The organism is Clostridium sartagoforme (assembly GCF_039521405.1).
GTDB classification, from domain to species: Bacteria; Bacillota; Clostridia; order Clostridiales; family Clostridiaceae; genus Clostridium; species Clostridium sartagoforme.
In genome coordinates, this window is record NZ_BAAACH010000032.1 from 59,177 (window position 1) to 80,989 (window position 21,813).

The window sequence follows — 21,813 nt, forward strand, 5'->3', positions numbered from 1 at the left end:
GTACAAAAGATGATTAAAAAATTATCTACATTTTTTATTTTAGCAGCGACCCTAATAAACTTTTCGAAATTTAATATCGTACAAGCTGATGATGTAAAAAATAAAGGCAATGCTTTTAGAGTTTCAAATAATATAAGTATTGCCTTAAATAAAGACAAATTTGATGACTTTTGGACTCCAAAAAATGAAGGCTATCTAGATGCATCACAAAAAGAAAAACTAAATATTCTAAGAGAAAAAATTAATAATGGTGAGACATTAAATATTTCTGAAAAAAATGAACTAAAAAATATGAAAGCAGAAATAATAAAACTTAAATTAGGTGATGCAAAATTTCAAGAATTACAAAAGCTTATTGAAAAAAGAGAAGGTGCTACTGAACTTACATTACCAGAAAGACAAAGATTATATGAATTAAATAAAGAAGCTAGAGGATAAAATTTGATATTCACAATTTAAAGGAGAAAAGCATTAAATTTTTATTTAATGCTTTTTTCTTTCAAAACATTAGTATTTTATATAAAATAATGATAAAATTATAAATAACTTATACGTATAATATTAAATTTTTTATATTTAATATTTGTTTATTAGAAAGGAATTGGTAATATGGAAAGATATAAGGAAGAATTTATTGAATTTATGATTGAAAGTAATGTATTGAAATTTGGAGATTTTTTAACTAAAAGTGGTAGAAAAACTCCATTTTTTATAAATACAGGTAATTACACTACAGGAATACAATTAAAAAAATTAGGAGAATTTTATGCTAAGACTATATATGAACATTTTAAGGAAGATTTAGATGTATTATTTGGACCTGCATATAAAGGGATTCCGTTAACAGTAACCACAGCAATTTCTTTAAATGAATTATATAATATCAATGTAAATTATTGTTCAAACAGAAAAGAAATTAAAGATCATGGTGAAGGTGGAATACTTTTAGGAGGCTCTATTAAAGATGATACGAGGATTGTAATAGTTGAGGATGTTATGACTGCTGGTACATCTATACATGAAACGGTACCAATTTTAAAAGCACAAGGAAATGTAGATATACGAGGACTTATTATATCAGTAGATAGAATGGAAAAAGGGAAATCTGAAAAATCTGCTCAAGAAGAAATAAAAGAGATATTTGGTATAAGTACATATTCTATAGTTACAATGAAGGAAATTGTAACTTATTTATATAATAGAGAAATAAATGGCAAAGTATATATAGATGATAATATGAAGAAAACTATAGATGAATACTACACTAAATATGGAGTTACTTATAATCTATAAAAAATATATTTTATAGTTTTGATATTTTTATTGTTACTAAGATTATAAATGATTTTTTAGAATATAATTTAATATAAAATAAAGTTAAATTCCAGTTAATAGATATTTGATATTTGATATTTGATATTTGATATTTAAATCAGAATATTTATTAACTGGTTATTTATTTTTTTATAATGAGGTATTAGAAGAAAGAAATTTTAATGTTTCAAATATTAATGCTGCAATTTCTTTATTATCAAAACCGTAAAAATTATGCCCTCCAGAACTTAAGGTAAGTAACTTAGAACTTATTTTTAATTGTTGAAGTTTAGAGTATAAATCTAATGAATTTTTATAAGGCACTAATTCATCATTTTTACTATGTATTATTAAAGTACTTGGAGAGTTTTCATTTACATAATTAATAGGACTATAAGCTTCCTTAAAAAAGGGGGTTTCTTTTAACTTTTCAATACCTTCTTTATAAGTATCTTCTACTAATGAAAAATCTAAAGTAGATAACTCGGTTGGACCAAAAACATCAATAACATATTTAACATTTGAAGGATACTTTGCTAGATCTTCATCTCCTATAAAATCATCGTCTTCTGAATAAGCCGCAAGTAAAGATAAATGAGCTCCTGAAGATATTCCAAGCAATCCAATTTCATTAGTATTAAAATTATATTCTTCTTTATTTTTATAAACCCACCTTATTGCATCTTTTACATCACTTATTGGATTAGATATAGGAGTATCTTCTTTTAATAGTTGATAAGATAAACTTATTATAGTAAACCCCCTTTTATTGAATGCATTTACTATAGGGTCCAAGCCTATAGGTATTCCATTATCTCCATATATCCAACTTCCTCCATGGACATATATAATAACAGGTGAGGATTCATTTGTTTTAGTAGGTTTATATATGTCTAAAAATACTTCGTTAGAGGTACTTTCCTTATACTTCAAATTCATTACATCCATAGATGTAGATGCATAATAGTCTGTTAATTCACCTAGTGTAGCAATACTCTTATCTGAATTTTTTAATTCTTTAATAATATCATATGTCAATATAAGTGCACCTTTGAAGTGAAACACAATAATTATAATAGTTACAAAAGATGTTGCAAAAAGTGTTACTATGTATTTATAAATTTTCTTCAAAAGATCAACTCCTTAATTTTAAGCTATTAGTTATTATAGACAATAAAGTAAAATTATAAATTAAAACTTATTATAATTTTTAATTTTTATGAATATATTGTATTAAAACTATTAACTTTAAATTAAATGGGGAGGAGTTGCTTTAGATTAGCAACGAAATTTAATATATGGTAAATGATTTTGATAAAGAAAAAAATGTTTTAGACTTATATAATTTTAGCTATATATCTGAATTGATTTTGAAATATTCATATGAATATGAAAATTTAATAATTACTGAGCATAGTTATGAATGTTTATTGGATATATTTAACTATCTTTTATCTGATTTTTTGTTTAATAAAAAACAAATATTAGTTTTATCAAACACTTATATTAATGAAATTAAAGAAAGTGAAATTATAACATCTTTAGGAAGTAGAGTTATTCAATTTAAAGAAAATATTGATATTGATGCTTGTGTAAAAGAACAAATATTAAGTTTACCACAGTTGACAGGCAAAACACTTATAAGTAAAGTAAATTTACTATCAAGAAATATTGATAAAAATGTCAATCTTATAAGATCTATATTAAGCTTTTTTACTGATCAAAGTGAGAAATCACTATCTATATTAGACAAATATACTATAACTAATAAGTGTTTAAGCAAATATGACTATCTTTTTAAGTATTATAAGATTTTTAGAATAAAGAAGCCCCTTGAAAAATATAGCTATAGTGAAATTTATAGTACTGTAAATAAACTTATAAACTCTGATGTAATAAAAAGGTATATAAGATATAGAAGATTTACTAACAATAATATGATAAAAATTCTAAAAGATAAAATTAATTATAATGAATTAGATTTAATAATTAGTAAAATAGATGAGTTAGTAAAAGATGCTGAGTTTAAAATTTCTTTTATTGAATCTCAATATACTTCGGATTTTATAGAAACATTTTCTATTAATCCTGATATGAAGTATAACGATATAAATAATTTAGTTAATATAGTAAACTTTAAATATAATTATCATTTGCTTACTCAAAAAAAGAAAAATAAATTCTTTGGTTTATTTAAGAATAAAAAGAACCTAATAGATCAAGAAAACAACCTTACTAATTTTGTTAATTTTGAAAATCAAATAAAAAATGAATATTTAATTAATCTTGAGAATTTAAATTTTCATCTTAATAAATTAAAATTTTTAAAGGACATTTTAAAAAAGGAAGCTTATAATGAGTTATTTAATAAGCTTATTAAAGGTGAAGATTTAAAAGAGATTTTAGTTTTATATAAGAAAATAATTAATCTATGCTATGGAATTAAAGATATAAAAAAGGAAATTGAATCTTTAAATCCTATAGAAATTGAAATATTAAACTATTGTTATGATAATATAGAAGATAAAAATAATATTACTAATATTCTTATAAATATTCCTAAATTAAAATTATATTTAGAAATAGAAGATCAAGAATTAAAAAATACTGAGATTTTAAATAAATATGAAAATTTTGATGAAATAATAATTGAGATTTGTGGTGATGTAGTAAATAGAAGTAATTTACTATTACCTGCAATTAATTCTACGTGGGATAATATATTAAGAGAAAATTTAAAAATATCTAGTAATGATATTAATAAAGCAGATTTATCTGATGAAGAAATATTTAAAAGCTTATTTCCTTGTATAATATCTAATTTAGATACTAATACACTAACAAATTTAAACAATAAAAATCTTATATTTGATAAAATAATTATCATTGAAGATGTTAATAAAATTGATAATGAGAAACTAAATTATATTAATACTTTAAGTAATGATATAATAATCTTTTCTAAAAATTCTATTGATAGTAATATAAATTTTAAAGATTATAAAAATATTTTAGTATCTGAAACTAGAAAATTAATAATATCTAATAGTGAAAATAATATATTAACTGAAATACAAAAGTACCTAGAAAAGTTAGGCTATCTAATAGAAAGAAACTCATATGTAGATGAGTTTAATATAAATTTACTAATCAAAGATTCTAATTCTAATATAATTACAGCAGTAATTCTTGATGGAGAAATAATAGAAAAAGAAAATTACATTTTACTAAAAGATATATATTTATCTAAATCATTAAAAGATAAGAATATTAACTTATATAGAATTTGGACAAGAAATTGGTGGTTAAATAAAACAAAAGAATTATCTAAATTAGCTAATTACTTAAATGAAATATAAAATATATTGACTTTATGTAAGTTATAAAATATAATATTAAAGAAAATCAAATAAGACAGTTCGGAAACCTCCTGTCTATAAATAAAACTACGGTAATTAATTGCAATTTGTATTAAGTGTGATTTTATTTCTAGAGGGTTCATTTATATGAGCTCTCTATTTTATTTTTACATATATTATACTTGTAATTTTATTTCGTATTTTTATATTTTTGAGGTGTCTATTTAAGGCACCTTTTTATTTTGATAAAATTCTAAGTGAAATTTTGGAGGAGATTATATTGAAAGAAAACATAACAAAAAAATTAGTTAAAGCAGCATTAGTTGCTGCAATTTACGCAGCACTAACAATAGTATTAGCACCTATAAGCTATGGTCCGGTACAATTTAGATTATCAGAAGTTTTAGTATTGTTAGCATTTATAGATCCGTTTTACATAGTTGGATTAACTATAGGATGTCTATTAGCAAATATATTAGGTGGACTAGGTATTATGGATATTGTCTTCGGGACCTTAGCTACATTTTTAAGTGTATCTGCAATATCTCTTACAGCTAAGTATATAAAATCGAAAAAACTTAGTTTAATAATTGCTTCATTATGGCCAACTATTTTTAATGGTGTAATAATTGGATGGATGTTAAATTATGTCCTTGGTGTTCCACTAGTATTAACTATGCTTCAAGTAGGTATTGGAGAATTTGTAGTTGTTACAGTAGTAGGTGTACCAGTATTTAAATTAATACAAAATAAATATAAAGATAGACTTGCTTTGCAATAAAAGATAAGCTTAGATACTTTTTATAGTTGTCTAAGCTTACTTTTTTATTTAAAATATACTTAGACACTAATAGACAAATGATTTAAGGAGAAAAATATGAATTTAATTACATTAGAAAATATAACTAAGACTTATAGTGAAAAAGTTTTATTAAACAATATAACCTTAAACATAAATGATGGAGATAAAATTGGTTTAATAGGATTAAATGGAGCGGGAAAATCAACTTTACTTAAAATATTAACCGGAAGAGATGAATTCTTTGATGGAAAAATAATAAGAGGAAAAAATATAAGGGTAGAGTATTTAGCTCAAGATACAAAATATGATGATAATTCTACTATATTAGAACAAATATTTAAAGGAGATACTCCTGAAATGAAGCTTTTAATGGAGTATGAGGAATTACTAGAAAAGATTAATAATGATACATCCCTTAATGATAAGTTGATAGCAATTCAAAGTAAAATAGATACTATGAATTTATGGGATTTAGAAAGTGATGCAAAAACTATCTTAACTAAACTTGGAATAAATGATTTTAATAAAAAAATGTCAGAATTATCTGGTGGTCAAAGAAAAAGAGTATTTTTGGCATCTTCACTAATAACTCCTTGTGAATTACTAGTTTTAGATGAACCTACTAACCACCTCGATTCAGAATCAATAGAATGGCTGGAAGATTACTTAAATTCAAGAAAAGGTGCTTTAATTATGATTACTCATGATAGATATTTCTTAGATAGAGTAACAAATAAAATACTAGAACTTGATAGAGGAAATCTTTATTTATATGATGGTAATTATAGCGACTTTTTAGAGAAAAAAGTAGAAAGGCTACAAATAGAAGCATCAAAGGAAGAAAAAAGACAAAAACTTATTTTAAAAGAATTAAAATGGGTAAAAAGAGGTGCAAAGGCTAGGACTACTAAGCAAAAGGCTAGACTTCAGAGGTTTGATGAATTAGTAAATACTGAGTATTTTACAGTAAATACTGATATAGAAATGCCTTTTGTAGGAAGAAGATTAGGTAAAAAGATTATAGAAATAAATAATATTTCTAAAACTTTCGATAATAAAGTTTTAATTAAGAATTTTAATTATATTTTTTCTAAAAATGATAGAATAGGTGTAATAGGTAAAAATGGTGTTGGAAAAACAACATTAATAAATATGCTGATAGGTGCTATAGATCCGGATAAGGGTGATATAGAAATTGGAGATACAGTAAGTATAGGAGCTTTCTCACAAGATAATAATCATATGGACTTAAATCAAAGAGCTATAGATTATATAAAAGAAGGTGGAGAAAATATACCAACTGAGGATGGATATAATATAACTGCCTCTCAATTAGCTGAAAGATTTCTCTTCGATGGTACAATGCAATACACTCCAATAGAAAAACTATCAGGAGGGGAGCGAAGAAGATTACATTTACTTAGAATATTGATGGAATCACCAAATGTACTTATTCTAGATGAGCCTACAAATGATTTAGATATTGAAACCTTAAAGATATTAGAGGACTTTCTAGATGAATTCTTAGGCGTTGTAATTATAGTATCTCATGATAGATATTTCTTAGATAGATTATGTAATAGAATCTTTTCATATCAAGGTAATGGCGTAATAAAGCAATATGTAGGTAATTATAGTGATTACTTAATACATAAAGAGTATGAAATAAAACCTGAAAAATCTCAAAATGAAATAAAAGAAAAGAAGTCTTATCAAAAAGAAAATAAAAATACTTTATCTAAACCTAAATTTACTTTTAAAGAGCAAAAAGAATTTGAAGAAATTTATTCTACTATAGAATCTTTAGAAAATGAACTTACTAAAATAGAAGATAAAATGTCAAAAAACTCTTCAAATTATGGAGCTTTAAATGAGCTTATGAAAGAAAAGGAATCTGTAGAAGAAGATCTTTTATTTAAATATGAAAGATTAGAATATCTAGAAGATATTGCTAATAAAATTGAAGAATTCAAAAATAAATAATCAATTTTAAGTGCAACATAAGTTATGAACTAGATAATTTATATTACTAAGAAGAAATAATAAAATTAGTAGATGGATTGGTGCTAATAGTGATTATAACATTAGTTTCATATAAATGTTATAAAATATTTAAAAATACAACTTTATTGACAATAAGATAAATATTTGATAATCTTTTAAGGGTTGATTTATATTACAACAACATAGGAGGAAATCATGGAAGAAACGAAAGAAGTAAAGATTTTAGTTGCTGATCCTTCAGCTCTAGGATTATTTGGTTTAGCTGTTATAACATTAGTAGCATCATCTCAAAAATTAGGTCTTACAGAAGGGGTATCTCTTGTGTTACCTTGGGCTATTTTCTTAGGTGCTACAGCTCAATTATTTGCATGTATAAATGATTTTAAACATAATAATACATTTGGTGCAACTGCTTTTGGAGCATATGCTTTCTTTTGGTATGCTATGGGAATGACATGGCTTATACAAAATGGTGTATTGGGAGACAAGCTTGCAGCAGCTACTGATACAAAACAATTAGGGTTTGCTTTTTTAGCTTACTTAATATTTACATTGTTTATGACTATTGGTGCAATGGAAACTCACAAGGTATTATTTATAATTTTTGTTTTAATAGACTTTCTATTTATAGGATTAATGTTAAACTCATTTGGAATTATACCTCATTTTGCACATAGTTTAGCAGCGTACTCAGAACTTGGAATTGCAATTTTTTCATTTTATGGAAGTGGTGCAGCTGTTCTAAATAAGCACTTTGGTAAAGTATTTTTACCTATTGGCAAACCATTTAATATTTTTAAATAACTAATAATTATGATATTATAAATATAGTGTTATTGTATTAAACTACTTAACACTATATTTTTTTCATTTTAAGTTTTATTAATATTATGAATCAACTTGATTTAAGTTTAAATTTATACAATATAAGGAGAAAATATGAAAGTATCTATATTTTTAAAAGGAAAGAAAGAACCCGTTATATATGAAGGAGAAAGGATTGATATAGTAGATTTAAGCCTAAATAATATTGATTATACACAAATTAGATATTTTAAAAAGGGCAGCTCTAAATCAGAGCTAATAGTAAAGAACTTAATAAGTAAGATTATAGAAAGTGGGAAAGTGCATTAATAGCACTTTTTTATTATATTTTGTTCTAAAGGTTAAATGTTTACAATATTATATAATGAAAAGATACTAACAGCTTAATAATACATGTATCTTGAAAAGACACTTACAGCAATATTATAATTTCATTTATAATAATAAAAAACGTGTCTTGTAATACTTTTTAGGAGGATAAAATGTCAGGAATATTAAGTAAATTAAGAGAAGAATTATATAAAGTCTCGGAAATAGATATAGAGGAAAGTGAATCACTTAATGTAAATGAAGTTGAAAAATTTATAGATAATATAGTTTACTTTAGAAATGCTACAGAGGAGGAAATAATAGAAAATTTCAGAAGAATATTTTATTCTGGAACATCTTATAGCATAAAATTATTATTCTTTATTAGGGATAAGGTAAATGGACTAGGGGAGAGAAGGGTATTTAGGGTTCTTTTAAATTACTTAGGAAATGAGCATCCAAAGTATATAGAAAATAATTTAACATTAATTCCTAAGTATGGGAGATGGGATGATTTATATTCTTTATTTAATACAAAGGTTGAAGATGCTGTTATAGATTTGTTTAGAAATCAAATACAAATTGATATCAATTCTAATAAACCATCAACCTTAGGCAAATGGTTGAAATCAGAAAATACTTCCTCAAAGGAATCAAGAAGCTTTGGTAATAAGACCAGAAGATTACTTGGATATTCACCTAAAGAATACAGAAGGTTATTATCTAGCTTAAGAAGAAAAATTGATATAGTAGAAACGAATATAAGTAGGAGAGAGTATTCGAAAATAAACTATGAAAATCTTACAGAATTAAATATAAAGAAATATAAAAAAGCCTTTTTAAAGAATGATAAAGCTGATTATGAAAAATTCAAATTGGAAAATCCTAAAAAAGCTTTTATATTTAAATCTCTTGAGAATATAATTTCTATTATTAGAGAAACATTAAATAATCCTGGCATAAACAGTATAGAAGATATGTATCTTAAGAATTTAGAATATCTAATTGATAAGAATATAAAAGACTTAAATACTTTTGAAGATACTTTAATTATTAATGGAATTGAAGGAGAGTTAATTCAAAATAAAAATAGATATTTTGATATACTAATTTCGACAATCCTTTTATACAATAAATTAAATTTGAACAGCTTTAAAAACTACTATATGTCTTTTAAAAATAATCCTAAATTTAATAAATTAACTAGCACTGATTATATAGGTAGTATAAAGAGCATGTCAAAAAATAATATAAATTATAATATGGATTTAAATTCTGCTTTAGATTTATTACTATTTACTAGTATAAAAAAGAATTTAAAACCTGAAGCAATACCTAAATCAATAATGTTCATATACAACAAATCAGAAGATATAAGTTTTAATAATCTTAAATTCATTAGTGAGAAATGGATAAATTCAGGATTTGAAATGCCTAAAATAAAGCTTTGGAATTTAAAAGACTTATCATCAAAATTTTCAATATCCTACAAAGATAACGTAGTGATAATTAGTGGATATAATAAATATATTTGGAAATACATTCTTGAATCTAGAGAAATCAAGAATTCTAATATAATTATAGATAAATTTAATAATATTCAATATAATGATTTAATTATTTAGTCTTAAACAATGCAAATGCATTGTTTAAGACTAAATAGATTTACATAACTTTTAATATGTTATATAAGCTTTAATTTTAATAACTTTTAAAGTTGAATTATTAAAATGACAATTGATAACATGCCGTGAATAAAATTGTGAATATAATTATGCAAAATCCATGTATAGCAAAATAACTTATAAAAAAATATAAAGTTTAATAATAATTTATATAAATACAATTTAAAACATATATACTATTATATTTAAAATTAATGTAGTTATTTGAAATTTATAATTTCTATATAGAAATAAATCATATAATAGTATAAAAAACCATAAAATTTCATTAAAATTAGCTCAAAAAGCTCAAAAATAATTTCGCTAAATATACATTTATTGCATTTCGTCTTATTGCAAGTTATAAAATGCTATGATATAATAAAATCAAGGCTTTACAGAGATTTTGGAGGTTAAAAAATGTCTACATTGCGAACGAAAACATATAAATATAAAGATTTTACTTATACTGAGGATATAAAAAATCTTTTGAACGTAGAGTTATCAAATAAAGATAAGAAAAAACTTCATTCAGTTTATTCTAATTATTACGATTTAGGTGTGGAACGCGGCTACGAATATATAATTGAAGATCTATTTAAACTTACTGAAATACATAAATTATCAACTTCTCAGCTTTCGGAAATTTATGATACAGGAATTAGGAATGTTCAAATTTGGCTTAAAGAACTTGGAATAAATCGTAGTATAAAAAAAGCTAAAAAGATTAATAAAAAGAATTCTAAATTGAATTTAGAATTGAATTCTGTCGAAAATTTGAATTCAAACTCAACTTCAATACAAAGTAAGTACGGTATTGAGCAAGTTCAAATTAAAAATTTACCAGAATCCGTTATCGACTTTTTAAACTACTTAGAAACAATTAAAGGAAAATCTCTTAATACAATTAAAGGTTATGAAATAGATCTAACTTTATTCTTTAGATTTTTAAAAGTATATAAAGGACTAATCACTGATGATTCTTTGGAATTTTCTGAAATAAATATTAGAGATATAGATAATTCATTTATTAGAAAAATTAAATTAACTGACTTATATGCCTTTTTATCTTTTACGGAAAAACAAAGAGAAAACGGAAATTATGCAAGAGCTAGAAAAGTTGCCGCTCTTAAATCTTATTTTAAATTCCTTCAAGGAAAAGCAAAAATTATAGATGATAACCCTACTTTAGAACTAGAGTCACCCAAAATAAATAAAAGACATCCAGTTTATTTAACACTAGACGAAAGCATAAACTTATTAAGTTCATTAGATAAAGATAACAAAAATTTTTATAGAGATTATTGTATTTTAACTTTATTCTTAAATTGCGGAATGCGATTATCTGAACTATGTAGCATCAAACTAGATAAAATTAAAGGTGATACTTTAACTATAATTGGGAAAGGAAATAAAGAAAGAACTGTTTACTTAAATGAAGCTTGCTTAAAAGCAATAAATAATTACTTAGCTGTTCGAGATGCTTCTAAATGCACAGTTGAAGACAAGGAATACCTACTACTCTCCTCCCGATTTAAACCTATTAATAAAAGAACTGTTGAATTGTTAGTTAAAAAACATATTTTAAATTCAGGGTTAAGTAATGAAAAATATACACCTCATAAATTAAGACATACAGCTGCTACATTAATGTATAAGCATGGTAATGTTGATATACGAAGTTTACAAAGTATTTTAGGACATGAAAATATATCTACTACACAAATCTATACTCATATAGATGATGAGACTTTAAGAGATGCAGTAAAGTCAAATCCATTGTCAAAATTATAAAAAGGTTAAAAGCTTCCTCTTAACCTTTTTATAATTTATTAGTACTTCCCTTTTAGTTTTCTAACTCCTGGGAAAATTTCTTCTGTAGAATCTTCTAATGAATCTTCACCAAATATGTCTAGATCATCTATGTATTCAATATGATCAAAAGCATCAACATAATCACTTGACTCATTTTCTAAATCATACTCTCCTACTTCTTCAATTTTAACATCTGATAAATGCTCTTCTTTTAAAGATTCTAGCATTTTTTTATATTCATTTTCTAAGAATTCATTTTCTTCAACAGTTTTAGCAATATCTTCTATCTTTATTGCTCTTACATCTATCCCTTCTTCTTTTAAACAATCTCCACAATTGTCACAGATTCTATTAGGATATATATCGCAGTAATCTTCTTCTGAATATTTTTTTAAATCCATTACTTATCACCTACACCTATAAATTCAATTGAATATGATTATATCAAAGTTATTTAAAATAATCAAATTTAGTTATTTAAAGAACGTTAGTTTCGAGAACGTTAGTTTGATATTAATATTATCTTATGATATAATGTTAATAATAAAGCGAGGTGTAATTATGAACGAAATAAAAGATAAACAACTAGAAATTTATGAGTTCTTAAAAATATATACAGAAAACAAAGGTTACCCGCCTTCAGTAAGAGAAATCTGCGATGCTGTTAATTTAAGATCCACATCAACTGTTCATGGACATTTAAAGCGATTAGAAAAAAAAGGTTTTATAAAAAGGGATCCCACTAAACCTAGAGCATTAGAAATTATGGAAACTTCTAATTCAAAAAAAGAAATGCTGAATATTCCTTTAATAGGAAAGGTAACTGCCGGAACACCTATATTAGCTATAGAAAATATAGAAGATACCTTCCCTATTCCAATTGATTATATAAAACATAATGAAGAGTTATTTATGTTAAGGGTAACAGGAAATAGTATGATCAATGCAGGAATACATGATGGGGATTATGCTATTATAGAAAAATCTCAAACTGCTAAAAATGGAGATATAGTTGTAGCCTTAATAGAAAATGAAGCAACTATAAAAACATTTTATAAGGAAAAAGATCATATAAGACTTCAACCTGAAAATGATAGCTTATCGCCTATTATTGTTGAAGACTGCAGTATTTTAGGTAAATTAGTTGGTTTGTTTAGAGCATATTAGAAAATAAGAGTCATACAATATTGTATGACTCTTATTTTTTAGTGAGCATTTTAGGAGGTGCTAATTTGAAAATATCTATTTTAAAAAAAGATGATACTATAAGTAATTATTTACTAGATCAATACACGGAAGGATATATTATAAAAAAAGACTTTTTTAATATAATCTTATTTATTAAAGTTGTTGTGGCTTCTATATATGCTTTTGGGTTAGGATACAGTTTATTTTTTGTTGGAGATAATTTTATAAAGATAGGAATTAAATTTCTATTTCTATTAATAGGCTTATATATTTTTATAGAATTGCCATATGCATTATTTAAAGCATTATTATTACCAAAAGCCTTTAATAAAGATATTATTAAATTAGAATTATATCCTTTTAATATGAGTATATCAATATCATCCAAAAAACCTGTGCCAAAAGAAAGGATATTAATTTCTTTGATATTACCTTTCTTAGTTTTTGCATTAATTCCAACAATAGCAAGCTATACATTAGAATTTGATATTTTATTATATGCTATTGCTTCTAGTTCTGCAATAATATCTGTGCAAGATTTGATATTTTTTATATTACTAGTATTTGATAATTCTATAAAAGGAAGTTTGATAATGACTCCTTCTGAATATATCGATTCTAATATTAATTTAAATGAAATTAGTCTAGACTTAAATGAAGATAATAATAATGTTTATAAAGATGAATTTTGCTATCAGTTATTAGAGAATATAGAAAAAAATAAAATAAAAGAAAGTCTTAATAAAAAACAAGATGAAAAAGAATTTAAGGATGCAGAATATATTAAAGAGATGATTTTTAATATAGATGATGGTAATGAATAACAAAAACACTAGCTAGATAAATAGCTAGTGTTTTTGTTAAATATAAATCTATTTTAAATTATATTATTTAAAGAAATTAATATACCTATTTTAGCATGATCAAAAGTAAGACCACCTTGCAAATAAGCTATATACGGCTCTCTAATAGGTGCATCTGCTGATAATTCAATTGAAGAACCTTGAATAAATGCTCCTGCAGCCATTATAACCTCATCAGTATATCCTGGCATAGCCCAAGGTTCACATTCAACAAAAGAGTCTATAGGAGAGCCTTTTTGAATACCCTTACAAAATTGTATAAGCTTTTCTTTATCTCCAAACTTAATAGCTTGAATAATATCACTTCTCTTTTCATTGTACTTAGGCAAAATATCAAACCCAGCAAGTTCCATTATTCTTGAACAAAATACAGCACCTTTTACAGCTTCCATAGCTATATGTGGAGCCAAGAATAGGCCTTGATAAAATTGTCTCATAACTCCAAAGGTTGAGCCGCACTCTCCTCCTATTCCTGGTGTTGTTAATCTAAAACTAGCTTGCTCTACATATTCCTTTTTACCAGCTATATATCCACCAGTTGGTGCAATTCCTCCACCTATATTTTTTATAAGTGAGCCAGCAATTAAATCAGCTCCAACATCAGTAGGTTCTATAACATCAATAAACTCACCATAACAGTTATCAACAAAAACTACAACATCTTCTCTTATGCTTTTTACAAAATTAATAACTTCACCAAGTTCCTTAATTAAGAAGGAATTTCTCCATCCATAGCCAGTACTTCTTTGAATATGTACAAGTTTTATAGTTTTATCAGAAGTTAGTGTTTCCTTTATTTTATCTAAATCAAATTTGCCATCCTTTAAGTCAACTTGTTTATAGTTAACACCATATTCTCTAAGGGATCCTATATTTTCTTTACCACTTATACCTATTATATTATGCAATGTATCATAAGGAGCCCCTGAAATACATACCATTGTATCTCCTGTCCTTAAATTTCCCATTAATGCACATCCTATAGCATGTGTTCCATTAACAAAATGAGGTCTAACTAGCGCACTTTCAGTATTAAATACTCTAGCATAAACTTTATCTAATGAATCTCTTCCTATATCATCATATCCATATCCAGATGAGTTTGTAAAGTGAGATTCACTTATTCTTTCATCTTGAAAGGCCTTTAGTACCTTTAATTGGTTGTATTCCCTTATTTCATCATAAGATTCAAAAACTTCTTCCACATCTTTTAAAGCCATTTTATATAGCTCAAATGTTTTAGATTTAAAGTTAAATTTCTTCATCATTAATTCTTCTGTTTCTCTTAGCATACCGTTATTATTACATATTATTTGATAATATGTAATCTCTCCCTTCTAAGTAAATTAAATAAGCTATTATATCACATAAATAAAATATTATCATATTTTATTATAATTTCATAGTATATATGTTTAATAAAAGGTTAACCTTCAAATAAAGTAAAAATTATAATGCTAGATAAATATAGTCAGCACAAAATAAAAAGCAGGCAAATTGCCTACTCCTCATCATTATTAAATAAAATTGGTTTTGCTGGTGTTATAGTTGTTATTGCATGTTTATAAACTAACATTTGCTTATCATCACTATCAAGTACTACAGTAAAACTATCAAAACCTTTTACATATCCTTTTAGTTGAAATCCATTAGTTAAGTATATAATTACTGAAATCTTATTCTTTCGTGCTCCATTTAAAAATATATCTTGTAAGTTATTTGGTTGCTTATTCACCATATTCACCTCCGCATAATTCTTATACTACTATTATACAATTTATGGTAGAAAATCACCAACTATTCTTTTAAATATATCATCTTCACTAAGTATATCCTTATCTAAAAAAATAGCTCTAGGGTCTCTTCTAAACCAAGTTAATTGCCTTTTCGCATAATTTCTTGACCCTTGTTTAATCATATCAATTGCCTCATGTAAGGATATTTTGTTTTCTAAGTAATAAAAAATCTCTTTGTACCCTATTCCTTGCATTGACTGTACAGATGAATTATACCCCATTTCCTTTAAGTTTATACATTCTTCAAGTAAACCTTTATCCATCATTATATCAACTCTTAAATTTATCCTACTATAAAGTTTTTCTCTATTCATGTTAAGCACATAATAGCTCACATCATATTTCCCATTAAAAAACTCTTCACCTGCATTAAAAGAACTAAAAGGTTTATTTGTTAATTTATACACTTCTAGAGCTCTTATTACCCTTTTCCTGTTATTATAATGAATTTCTTTATAACTTATAGGATCTATTTCTTTAAGCATATTATGGATATATTCATTACCATGCTCTTCTGCAAGTTTTTCTAATTCATTTCTATATTCTAAATCATTTTCTGCTTCTGTAAAGTTCATATTACAAGTTAATGCATTTATATATAATCCTGTACCACCAGTTAATATTGGAATCTTTCCCCTATATAAAATATCATCTATACATTTTTGCGCCATTTCTTTATATTCAGCAACTGAAAATGGAGTGCTAGGAGTTATTACATCTATCATATGATGAGGAACTCCACACATTTCTTCTTTAGTAATTTTAGCAGAGCCTATATCCATGTATTTATATATTTGCATTGAATCTGTTGAAATTATCTCACCATTTAATTCTTTAGCTAGTTTTATAGATAAATCTGTTTTCCCAACAGCTGTTGGTCCTGCTATAACTAAAATTTTTTCTTTCATTGTTACTCCTTTTATACTATTCGTCTAAACTTTTTATCTAATTCATAGTTTGTAAATTTGATTATTACTGGCCTACCATGAGGACAATGGAATGGATCATCTATATACTTTAAATCATTTATAAGCTTTTCCATTTCAATTTGATTTAAAGAATCATTAGCTTTAACAGCAGCTTTACATGCAAGGGTTGCGATTCTATTATACTTTACTTCTGTTGTCTTTCCGCTACCTAATGACTTTATATTATCTAAGATATTAATAAATAAATTCTTAGGATCTAGTTTGCCTAAAAAATAAGGAACTTCCTTAATTGCTATAGTATTTCCACCAAAGTTTTCAATAGAAAATCCTGCTATAGTAAATACTTCTGAATTCTCCTCATAATAACAAAAATCATCTATAGTTAAGTCTATTAAAGTAGGTACTAGTAGTTGTTGTACTACTATATCCCCCTCTTCTATACCCTTTAAGTACTTTTCAAAAAGAATCTTTTCGTGAGCAGCATGTTGATCTATCATATATAGCACCTCATCATATTCAGCTAATATATAGGTCTTATTAAACTGTCCTATTATTCTTAAATTAGGGAACTTAGCATTTCTATTTTCTATATTATTTAAATTTTCTTTGTTACTTATTATATTTTCACTATTTGCTTGTTCTTTATTTATTTTATTTTTGGTGAGTTCTTTTTTATCTTCACAAATTACAGTATTTGAATTAGATTTTACAGATTTATAATCAATACCATTATTATTATTTATACTATTATTATTGTTATGTGCTTTAATATCTATTTTACCAAATTCTTTTAGGTTCTTAAGATTATTATAGAGCTCTTCTTCTCTTCTTAAATCCTCATAAGAAACTCCTGGTAAATTATTTATTTCATTTTCTTTAGCCTTATTACTATTATCATCATATTGCGATAAAGGCAAGTTATTTGAATAAGTATTATTTAAATTCATATTAAAAGATATTTCTTCAACTACTTCTGTTGGAATGTTATCTTTTTGATCTTTTTCTTCTTCTGGAATGTAGAAATCATTGAAGACTTCACTTTTAAATGCTTTATGAACTGCATCAAATACCTTTTTAAAGATTCCTCTATCTTCCTTAAACTTAATTTCAGCCTTAGTTGGATGTATATTAACATCTATAAACTCAGGATATACTTCAAGGAATAAAACAAAGAAAGGGAATTTATTTACTGTTGCAAAAGACTTAAAAGCATTTTCTATTGCTGCAACTATAGTTTTATTCTTAATATATCTACCATTAACAAAGATACTTTGATTATTTCTAGAACCTCTTGCTATTTCTTCTTTACCTATATATCCATATAAATGAATTGCATCTTCTACACTTTCAAAATATATTAGATTTTCACTTATAGATTTTCCATATACAGTTCTAATAACATCTTTAAGATTGCCTGTGCCATAAGTATGTAAAACCTTTTTAGCATTGTTATAGAATTTTATAGATACATCTGGATTAGATAAAGCTATCCTTGATACTATATCGCTTATTAATGCTCCTTCTCTAGAAGTAGATTTTAAAAACTTTCTTCTAGCAGGTACATTATAAAATAAATCTCTAACTTCTATTATAGTTCCTTTATTGGTTCCTGTTTCACTTGAAGAAAGTATTTCACCGCCTTCTATTGAAATCTCTGAACCAAAATCATCGTTATCTATTTTACTTCTTAATAATACTTTTGATATAGATGCTATAGAAGCTAAAGCTTCCCCTCTAAAGCCTAAGGTCATAATAGAATATATATCCTCTACATTTTGAATCTTAGAGGTTGCATGAGGCATAAAAGCTTTTTTAATATCATCTCTATGTATTCCATTACCATCATCTATAATTCTTATTAAAGAAATACCTCCTTCTTCTATTTCGATGGTGATATTTTTTGCTTCTGCATCTATTGAATTTTCTACTAATTCTTTTACAACTGAAGAAGGGCGTTCAACCACTTCACCAGCTGCTATTTTATTAGAAGTATGTTCATCTAATAGATTTATTCTTTTCATATAATCACCTCACTAATTTTCCCATTTTATAATTACTTTACCCTTTTTGCTTCAAGTGTTAACTTGTATAAGGTGTTCATTGCATCCATAGGGGTTAAAGACATAACGTCTATATCTGCAAGTGAATTAATTAAATTTTCTTTTTCTATCATTGTAAAATCTATCTGATAATCGTTTATTTCATCTTTAGAATTCTTTTTCTTTTTAGAATCCTTCTTCACAATAGTAGTATCTTCTAATATTGTATTATTTGTATATTTTTTTTCTATATCCACATCATTAGAACCTTCTTGAATGTTATCTATTGAATTATTATCTAAATATACTTTATCTTCTTTAATATTATCACCATTATTTACTTTAATTGTTTCAAGTTTATCAGTTGCAACTTCCTTTATTGAAGTAATATCTAATGAATTACTATTTGATGTACCTTCTAGCGAAGAAAGTATTTCTTTTGCTCTATCAATAACTTGTTTTGGTAATCCTGCAAGTTTTGCAACTTCTATACCATAAGATTGATCTGCTCCACCTTCTACAATCTTCCTTAAGAATATTATAGTGTCATTAACTTCACTTACTGCAACTGAATAGTTTTTAACCCCATCTATAACACCTTCAAGTTTAGTTAATTCATGATAATGGGTTGCAAAAAGTGTTTTGCACTTAAGTTTATTATTTTTAGATATATATTCTATTACAGACCAAGCTATACTAAGCCCATCATAGGTTGATGTTCCTCTTCCAACCTCATCTAGTAATACTAAGCTTTTAGATGTGGCATTTTTTAGAATATTTGATACTTCCCACATCTCAACCATGAAGGTAGATTTCCCCCCTGCTAAGTCATCAGAAGCACCTATTCTTGTAAATATCTTATCACATATAGAAATATTAGCGGATTTAGCTGGTACAAAAGATCCTATTTGAGCCATAAGGGTTATAAGTGCCACTTGCCTCATATATGTAGACTTTCCTGCCATATTAGGGCCAGTAATAAGTAAAAGTCTATTATCATTTGGATTTAATGTAGTATCATTAGAAACAAATTCACCTTTTCCAATAACTTTTTCTACAACAGGGTGTCTTCCTTCATTTATTTCTATAATTCCATCTTCATTTATTCTAGGTTTAACATAATCATTTTCTACTGCTATTAAAGCTAAAGTAGATAAAGCATCTAAGTTACCAATAATTCTAGCACTTTGTTTAAGTCTAGCAATTTCTTTTTCTATAGCTTCTCGTATTTCTATAAATAAGTTATATTCTAAGGATACTAACTTTTCCTCAGCACCTAAGATTTTATCTTCCATTTCCTTTAATTCCTGAGTTATAAATCTTTCAGCATTTGCTAGTGTTTGTTTTCTTATATATCTACCTTCAGGAATTGCATCATAATTAGCTCTTGATATTTCTATATAATATCCGAATACTTTATTATACCCAACCTTTAATGACCTAATTCCAGTAAATTCTCTTTCTCTATTTTCTAAAGCTGCAATCCATTCCTTACCATGAAGTTTAGCTGTTCTTAAATCATCTACTTCTGCATTATATCCATCTTTAATTATGTTACCTTCTTTTAAGGCAATAGATGGATCATTTAAAATTGAATTAGATAACAATTCTTTTATATCAGTAAGTTCATCTAAATCTTTATACCATTCCTTTAATATGTTTGAAGTAGAATCCGCTAAATGTTTTTTTATACCTGGTAACTTTTCTAATGAACATTTTAGTGAAATTAAGTCCTTAGCATTAGCATTCTTATTAGAAATTTTCCCTACAATTCTTTCTATATCATAAATTTCTTTAAGTAAACTTCTTAAATCTTCATTGAAGTAAGCATTATTATATAGCTCCTCTACACCTTCTAATCTCTTTTCAATTTCAGATTTTATTATAAGAGGCTCTTCAATCCATTTTCTTATTGATCTTCCTCCCATAGAAGTAGAAGTTTTGTCTAATACCCAAATTAAGCTTCCTTTTTTAGATTTCTCTTTTAAGCTTTCAGTAAGTTCTAAGTTTCTTCTTGAGTTACCATCTATAGTCATATAATTAATTATGTCATAATATTCTAAAAGATTTATATTAGTTAAAGTCATCTTCTGAGTATCATATATATATTTTAATAAAGCTTTAGATACAGTCTTAGATAAATCATTTAAGCTAGTTATACATACTTCAGAAAATTGTTTAATAAGTTCTTCATCTGTACAAATGCTCTTACTTAAATCTCTCTTAGTAATTAGCGCTGAAGTAATAGAAGTAATTTCTGATAATAATTCATCACTTATATTAATATCTACAATTATTTCTTTTGGAGATATCTTAGTTATTTCATCTAATAAACTTGCCTTTATTGCGGCAGTACTCGTTACTTTAAATTCGCCAGTAGATATATCAGAAGAGGCTAACCCGTAATAACCACCATTTTCAACTATACACATTAAATATGTATTCTTATATTCACTATCTTCGCTGTTTTCTATATATGTACCAGGAGTTATAACTTTAATAACATCCCTTTTTACTATACCTTTAGCAACTGAAACATCTTCAACTTGTTCTCCGATAGCTACTTTATATCCTTTATTAACAAGTCTTGCAATATAAGAAGGGGCTGCATGAAACGGAATCCCACACATTGGAGCTCTTTCCTCAAGACCACAATCTCTTCCTGTTAAAACAAGTTCTAATTCTCTAGAAGCTATTTTAGCATCATCAAAGAACATTTCATAAAAGTCACCTAATCTAAAAAATAATATACAATCTTTATAATTCTCTTTTATTTCAAAATATTGTCTCATCATTGGAGTTAACATATTTTTAATACCTCGCAAACATAAACTTAAAATCTTTATAAACAAAAGATTTTATTACTATTATACTATAAATTTGGAATAAGTAACAAGTGAGTAGTA

The 21,813-nt window shown here is 25.5% G+C and carries 18 protein-coding genes; 11 read left to right on the forward strand and 7 right to left on the reverse strand.

The features are described from left to right. The first annotated feature begins 9 nt into the window (after nucleotides 1–9). Complete coding sequence (locus tag ABDZ60_RS12415) at nucleotides 10–438, forward strand: hypothetical protein (protein ID WP_047001371.1); 429 nt, start codon at nucleotides 10–12, stop codon at nucleotides 436–438. A gap of 171 nt (nucleotides 439–609) precedes the next feature. Further along, nucleotides 610–1,293 (forward strand): orotate phosphoribosyltransferase, encoded by a 684-nt coding sequence (gene pyrE, locus ABDZ60_RS12420; RefSeq protein WP_343778448.1) that lies wholly within the window; start codon nucleotides 610–612, stop codon nucleotides 1,291–1,293. A gap of 171 nt (nucleotides 1,294–1,464) precedes the next feature. On the opposite strand, the gene ABDZ60_RS12425 is transcribed toward pyrE, so the two are convergent. Beyond that, nucleotides 1,465–2,445, reverse strand: a complete 981-nt coding sequence (locus ABDZ60_RS12425; RefSeq protein ID WP_343778451.1) for a prolyl oligopeptidase family serine peptidase — start codon at nucleotides 2,443–2,445, stop codon at nucleotides 1,465–1,467. A gap of 167 nt (nucleotides 2,446–2,612) precedes the next feature. On the opposite strand from ABDZ60_RS12425, the gene ABDZ60_RS12430 reads away from it, so the two are divergent. The 7 genes from ABDZ60_RS12430 to ABDZ60_RS12460 all read left to right on the forward strand — a co-directional run bounded on the left by ABDZ60_RS12430 (nucleotide 2,613) and on the right by ABDZ60_RS12460 (nucleotide 12,071). After that, nucleotides 2,613–4,673 (forward strand): hypothetical protein, encoded by a 2,061-nt coding sequence (locus ABDZ60_RS12430; protein ID WP_343778454.1) that lies wholly within the window; start codon nucleotides 2,613–2,615, stop codon nucleotides 4,671–4,673. A 280-nt stretch (nucleotides 4,674–4,953) separates the two neighbouring features. Continuing rightward, complete coding sequence (locus tag ABDZ60_RS12435) at nucleotides 4,954–5,454, forward strand: QueT transporter family protein (protein ID WP_047001368.1); 501 nt, start codon at nucleotides 4,954–4,956, stop codon at nucleotides 5,452–5,454. 96 nt (nucleotides 5,455–5,550) lie between these two features. Then, nucleotides 5,551–7,458 carry an ABC-F family ATP-binding cassette domain-containing protein gene (locus ABDZ60_RS12440; RefSeq protein WP_016208481.1) on the forward strand — a complete coding sequence of 636 codons (1,908 nt, stop codon included), beginning with the start codon at nucleotides 5,551–5,553 and terminating at the stop codon, nucleotides 7,456–7,458. 216 nt (nucleotides 7,459–7,674) lie between these two features. Beyond that, on the forward strand, nucleotides 7,675–8,283 hold the full coding sequence (locus ABDZ60_RS12445) for an acetate uptake transporter (protein ID WP_047001367.1): 609 nt from the start codon (nucleotides 7,675–7,677) through the stop codon (nucleotides 8,281–8,283). 135 nt (nucleotides 8,284–8,418) lie between these two features. After that, on the forward strand, nucleotides 8,419–8,613 hold the full coding sequence (locus ABDZ60_RS12450; protein ID WP_016208479.1) for a hypothetical protein: 195 nt from the start codon (nucleotides 8,419–8,421) through the stop codon (nucleotides 8,611–8,613). Between the two features lie 173 nt (nucleotides 8,614–8,786). Beyond that, on the forward strand, nucleotides 8,787–10,238 hold the full coding sequence (locus ABDZ60_RS12455; RefSeq protein ID WP_343778458.1) for a DUF2828 family protein: 1,452 nt from the start codon (nucleotides 8,787–8,789) through the stop codon (nucleotides 10,236–10,238). 837 nt (nucleotides 10,239–11,075) lie between these two features. Next, nucleotides 11,076–12,071, forward strand: a complete 996-nt coding sequence (locus ABDZ60_RS12460; protein WP_047001518.1) for a tyrosine recombinase XerC — start codon at nucleotides 11,076–11,078, stop codon at nucleotides 12,069–12,071. A gap of 38 nt (nucleotides 12,072–12,109) precedes the next feature. Here the strand turns inward: ABDZ60_RS12460 and ABDZ60_RS12465 are convergent, their stop codons facing one another. Next, nucleotides 12,110–12,493 carry a hypothetical protein gene (locus ABDZ60_RS12465; RefSeq protein WP_343778460.1) on the reverse strand — a complete coding sequence of 128 codons (384 nt, stop codon included), beginning with the start codon at nucleotides 12,491–12,493 and terminating at the stop codon, nucleotides 12,110–12,112. Between the two features lie 160 nt (nucleotides 12,494–12,653). Here ABDZ60_RS12465 and lexA point away from each other — a divergent pair, with 160 nt between their 5' ends. Further along, nucleotides 12,654–13,259, forward strand: coding sequence for a transcriptional repressor LexA (gene lexA, locus ABDZ60_RS12470; RefSeq protein WP_016208476.1), 606 nt, complete (start codon nucleotides 12,654–12,656; stop codon nucleotides 13,257–13,259). Nucleotides 13,260–13,324: 65 nt separating this feature from the next. Continuing rightward, nucleotides 13,325–14,104 (forward strand): metalloprotease family protein, encoded by a 780-nt coding sequence (locus ABDZ60_RS12475; RefSeq protein ID WP_343778463.1) that lies wholly within the window; start codon nucleotides 13,325–13,327, stop codon nucleotides 14,102–14,104. 53 nt (nucleotides 14,105–14,157) lie between these two features. Here the strand turns inward: ABDZ60_RS12475 and ABDZ60_RS12480 are convergent, their stop codons facing one another. From ABDZ60_RS12480 to mutS, 5 genes are all read right to left on the reverse strand, one after another. Beyond that, entirely contained in the window at nucleotides 14,158–15,435 is a 1,278-nt protein-coding gene (locus ABDZ60_RS12480; protein WP_343778465.1) for a methionine gamma-lyase family protein, read from the reverse strand. A gap of 209 nt (nucleotides 15,436–15,644) precedes the next feature. Then, nucleotides 15,645–15,881 carry an RNA chaperone Hfq gene (gene hfq, locus ABDZ60_RS12485; RefSeq protein WP_040436980.1) on the reverse strand — a complete coding sequence of 79 codons (237 nt, stop codon included), beginning with the start codon at nucleotides 15,879–15,881 and terminating at the stop codon, nucleotides 15,645–15,647. A gap of 39 nt (nucleotides 15,882–15,920) precedes the next feature. Next, nucleotides 15,921–16,847 carry a tRNA (adenosine(37)-N6)-dimethylallyltransferase MiaA gene (gene miaA, locus ABDZ60_RS12490; protein WP_343778468.1) on the reverse strand — a complete coding sequence of 309 codons (927 nt, stop codon included), beginning with the start codon at nucleotides 16,845–16,847 and terminating at the stop codon, nucleotides 15,921–15,923. Nucleotides 16,848–16,858: 11 nt separating this feature from the next. Further along, nucleotides 16,859–18,889, reverse strand: a complete 2,031-nt coding sequence (gene mutL, locus ABDZ60_RS12495) for a DNA mismatch repair endonuclease MutL (RefSeq protein ID WP_343778470.1) — start codon at nucleotides 18,887–18,889, stop codon at nucleotides 16,859–16,861. A 32-nt stretch (nucleotides 18,890–18,921) separates the two neighbouring features. Further along, entirely contained in the window at nucleotides 18,922–21,714 is a 2,793-nt protein-coding gene (mutS, locus tag ABDZ60_RS12500) for a DNA mismatch repair protein MutS (RefSeq protein ID WP_343778472.1), read from the reverse strand. Nucleotides 21,715–21,813: the final 99 nt, after the last annotated feature.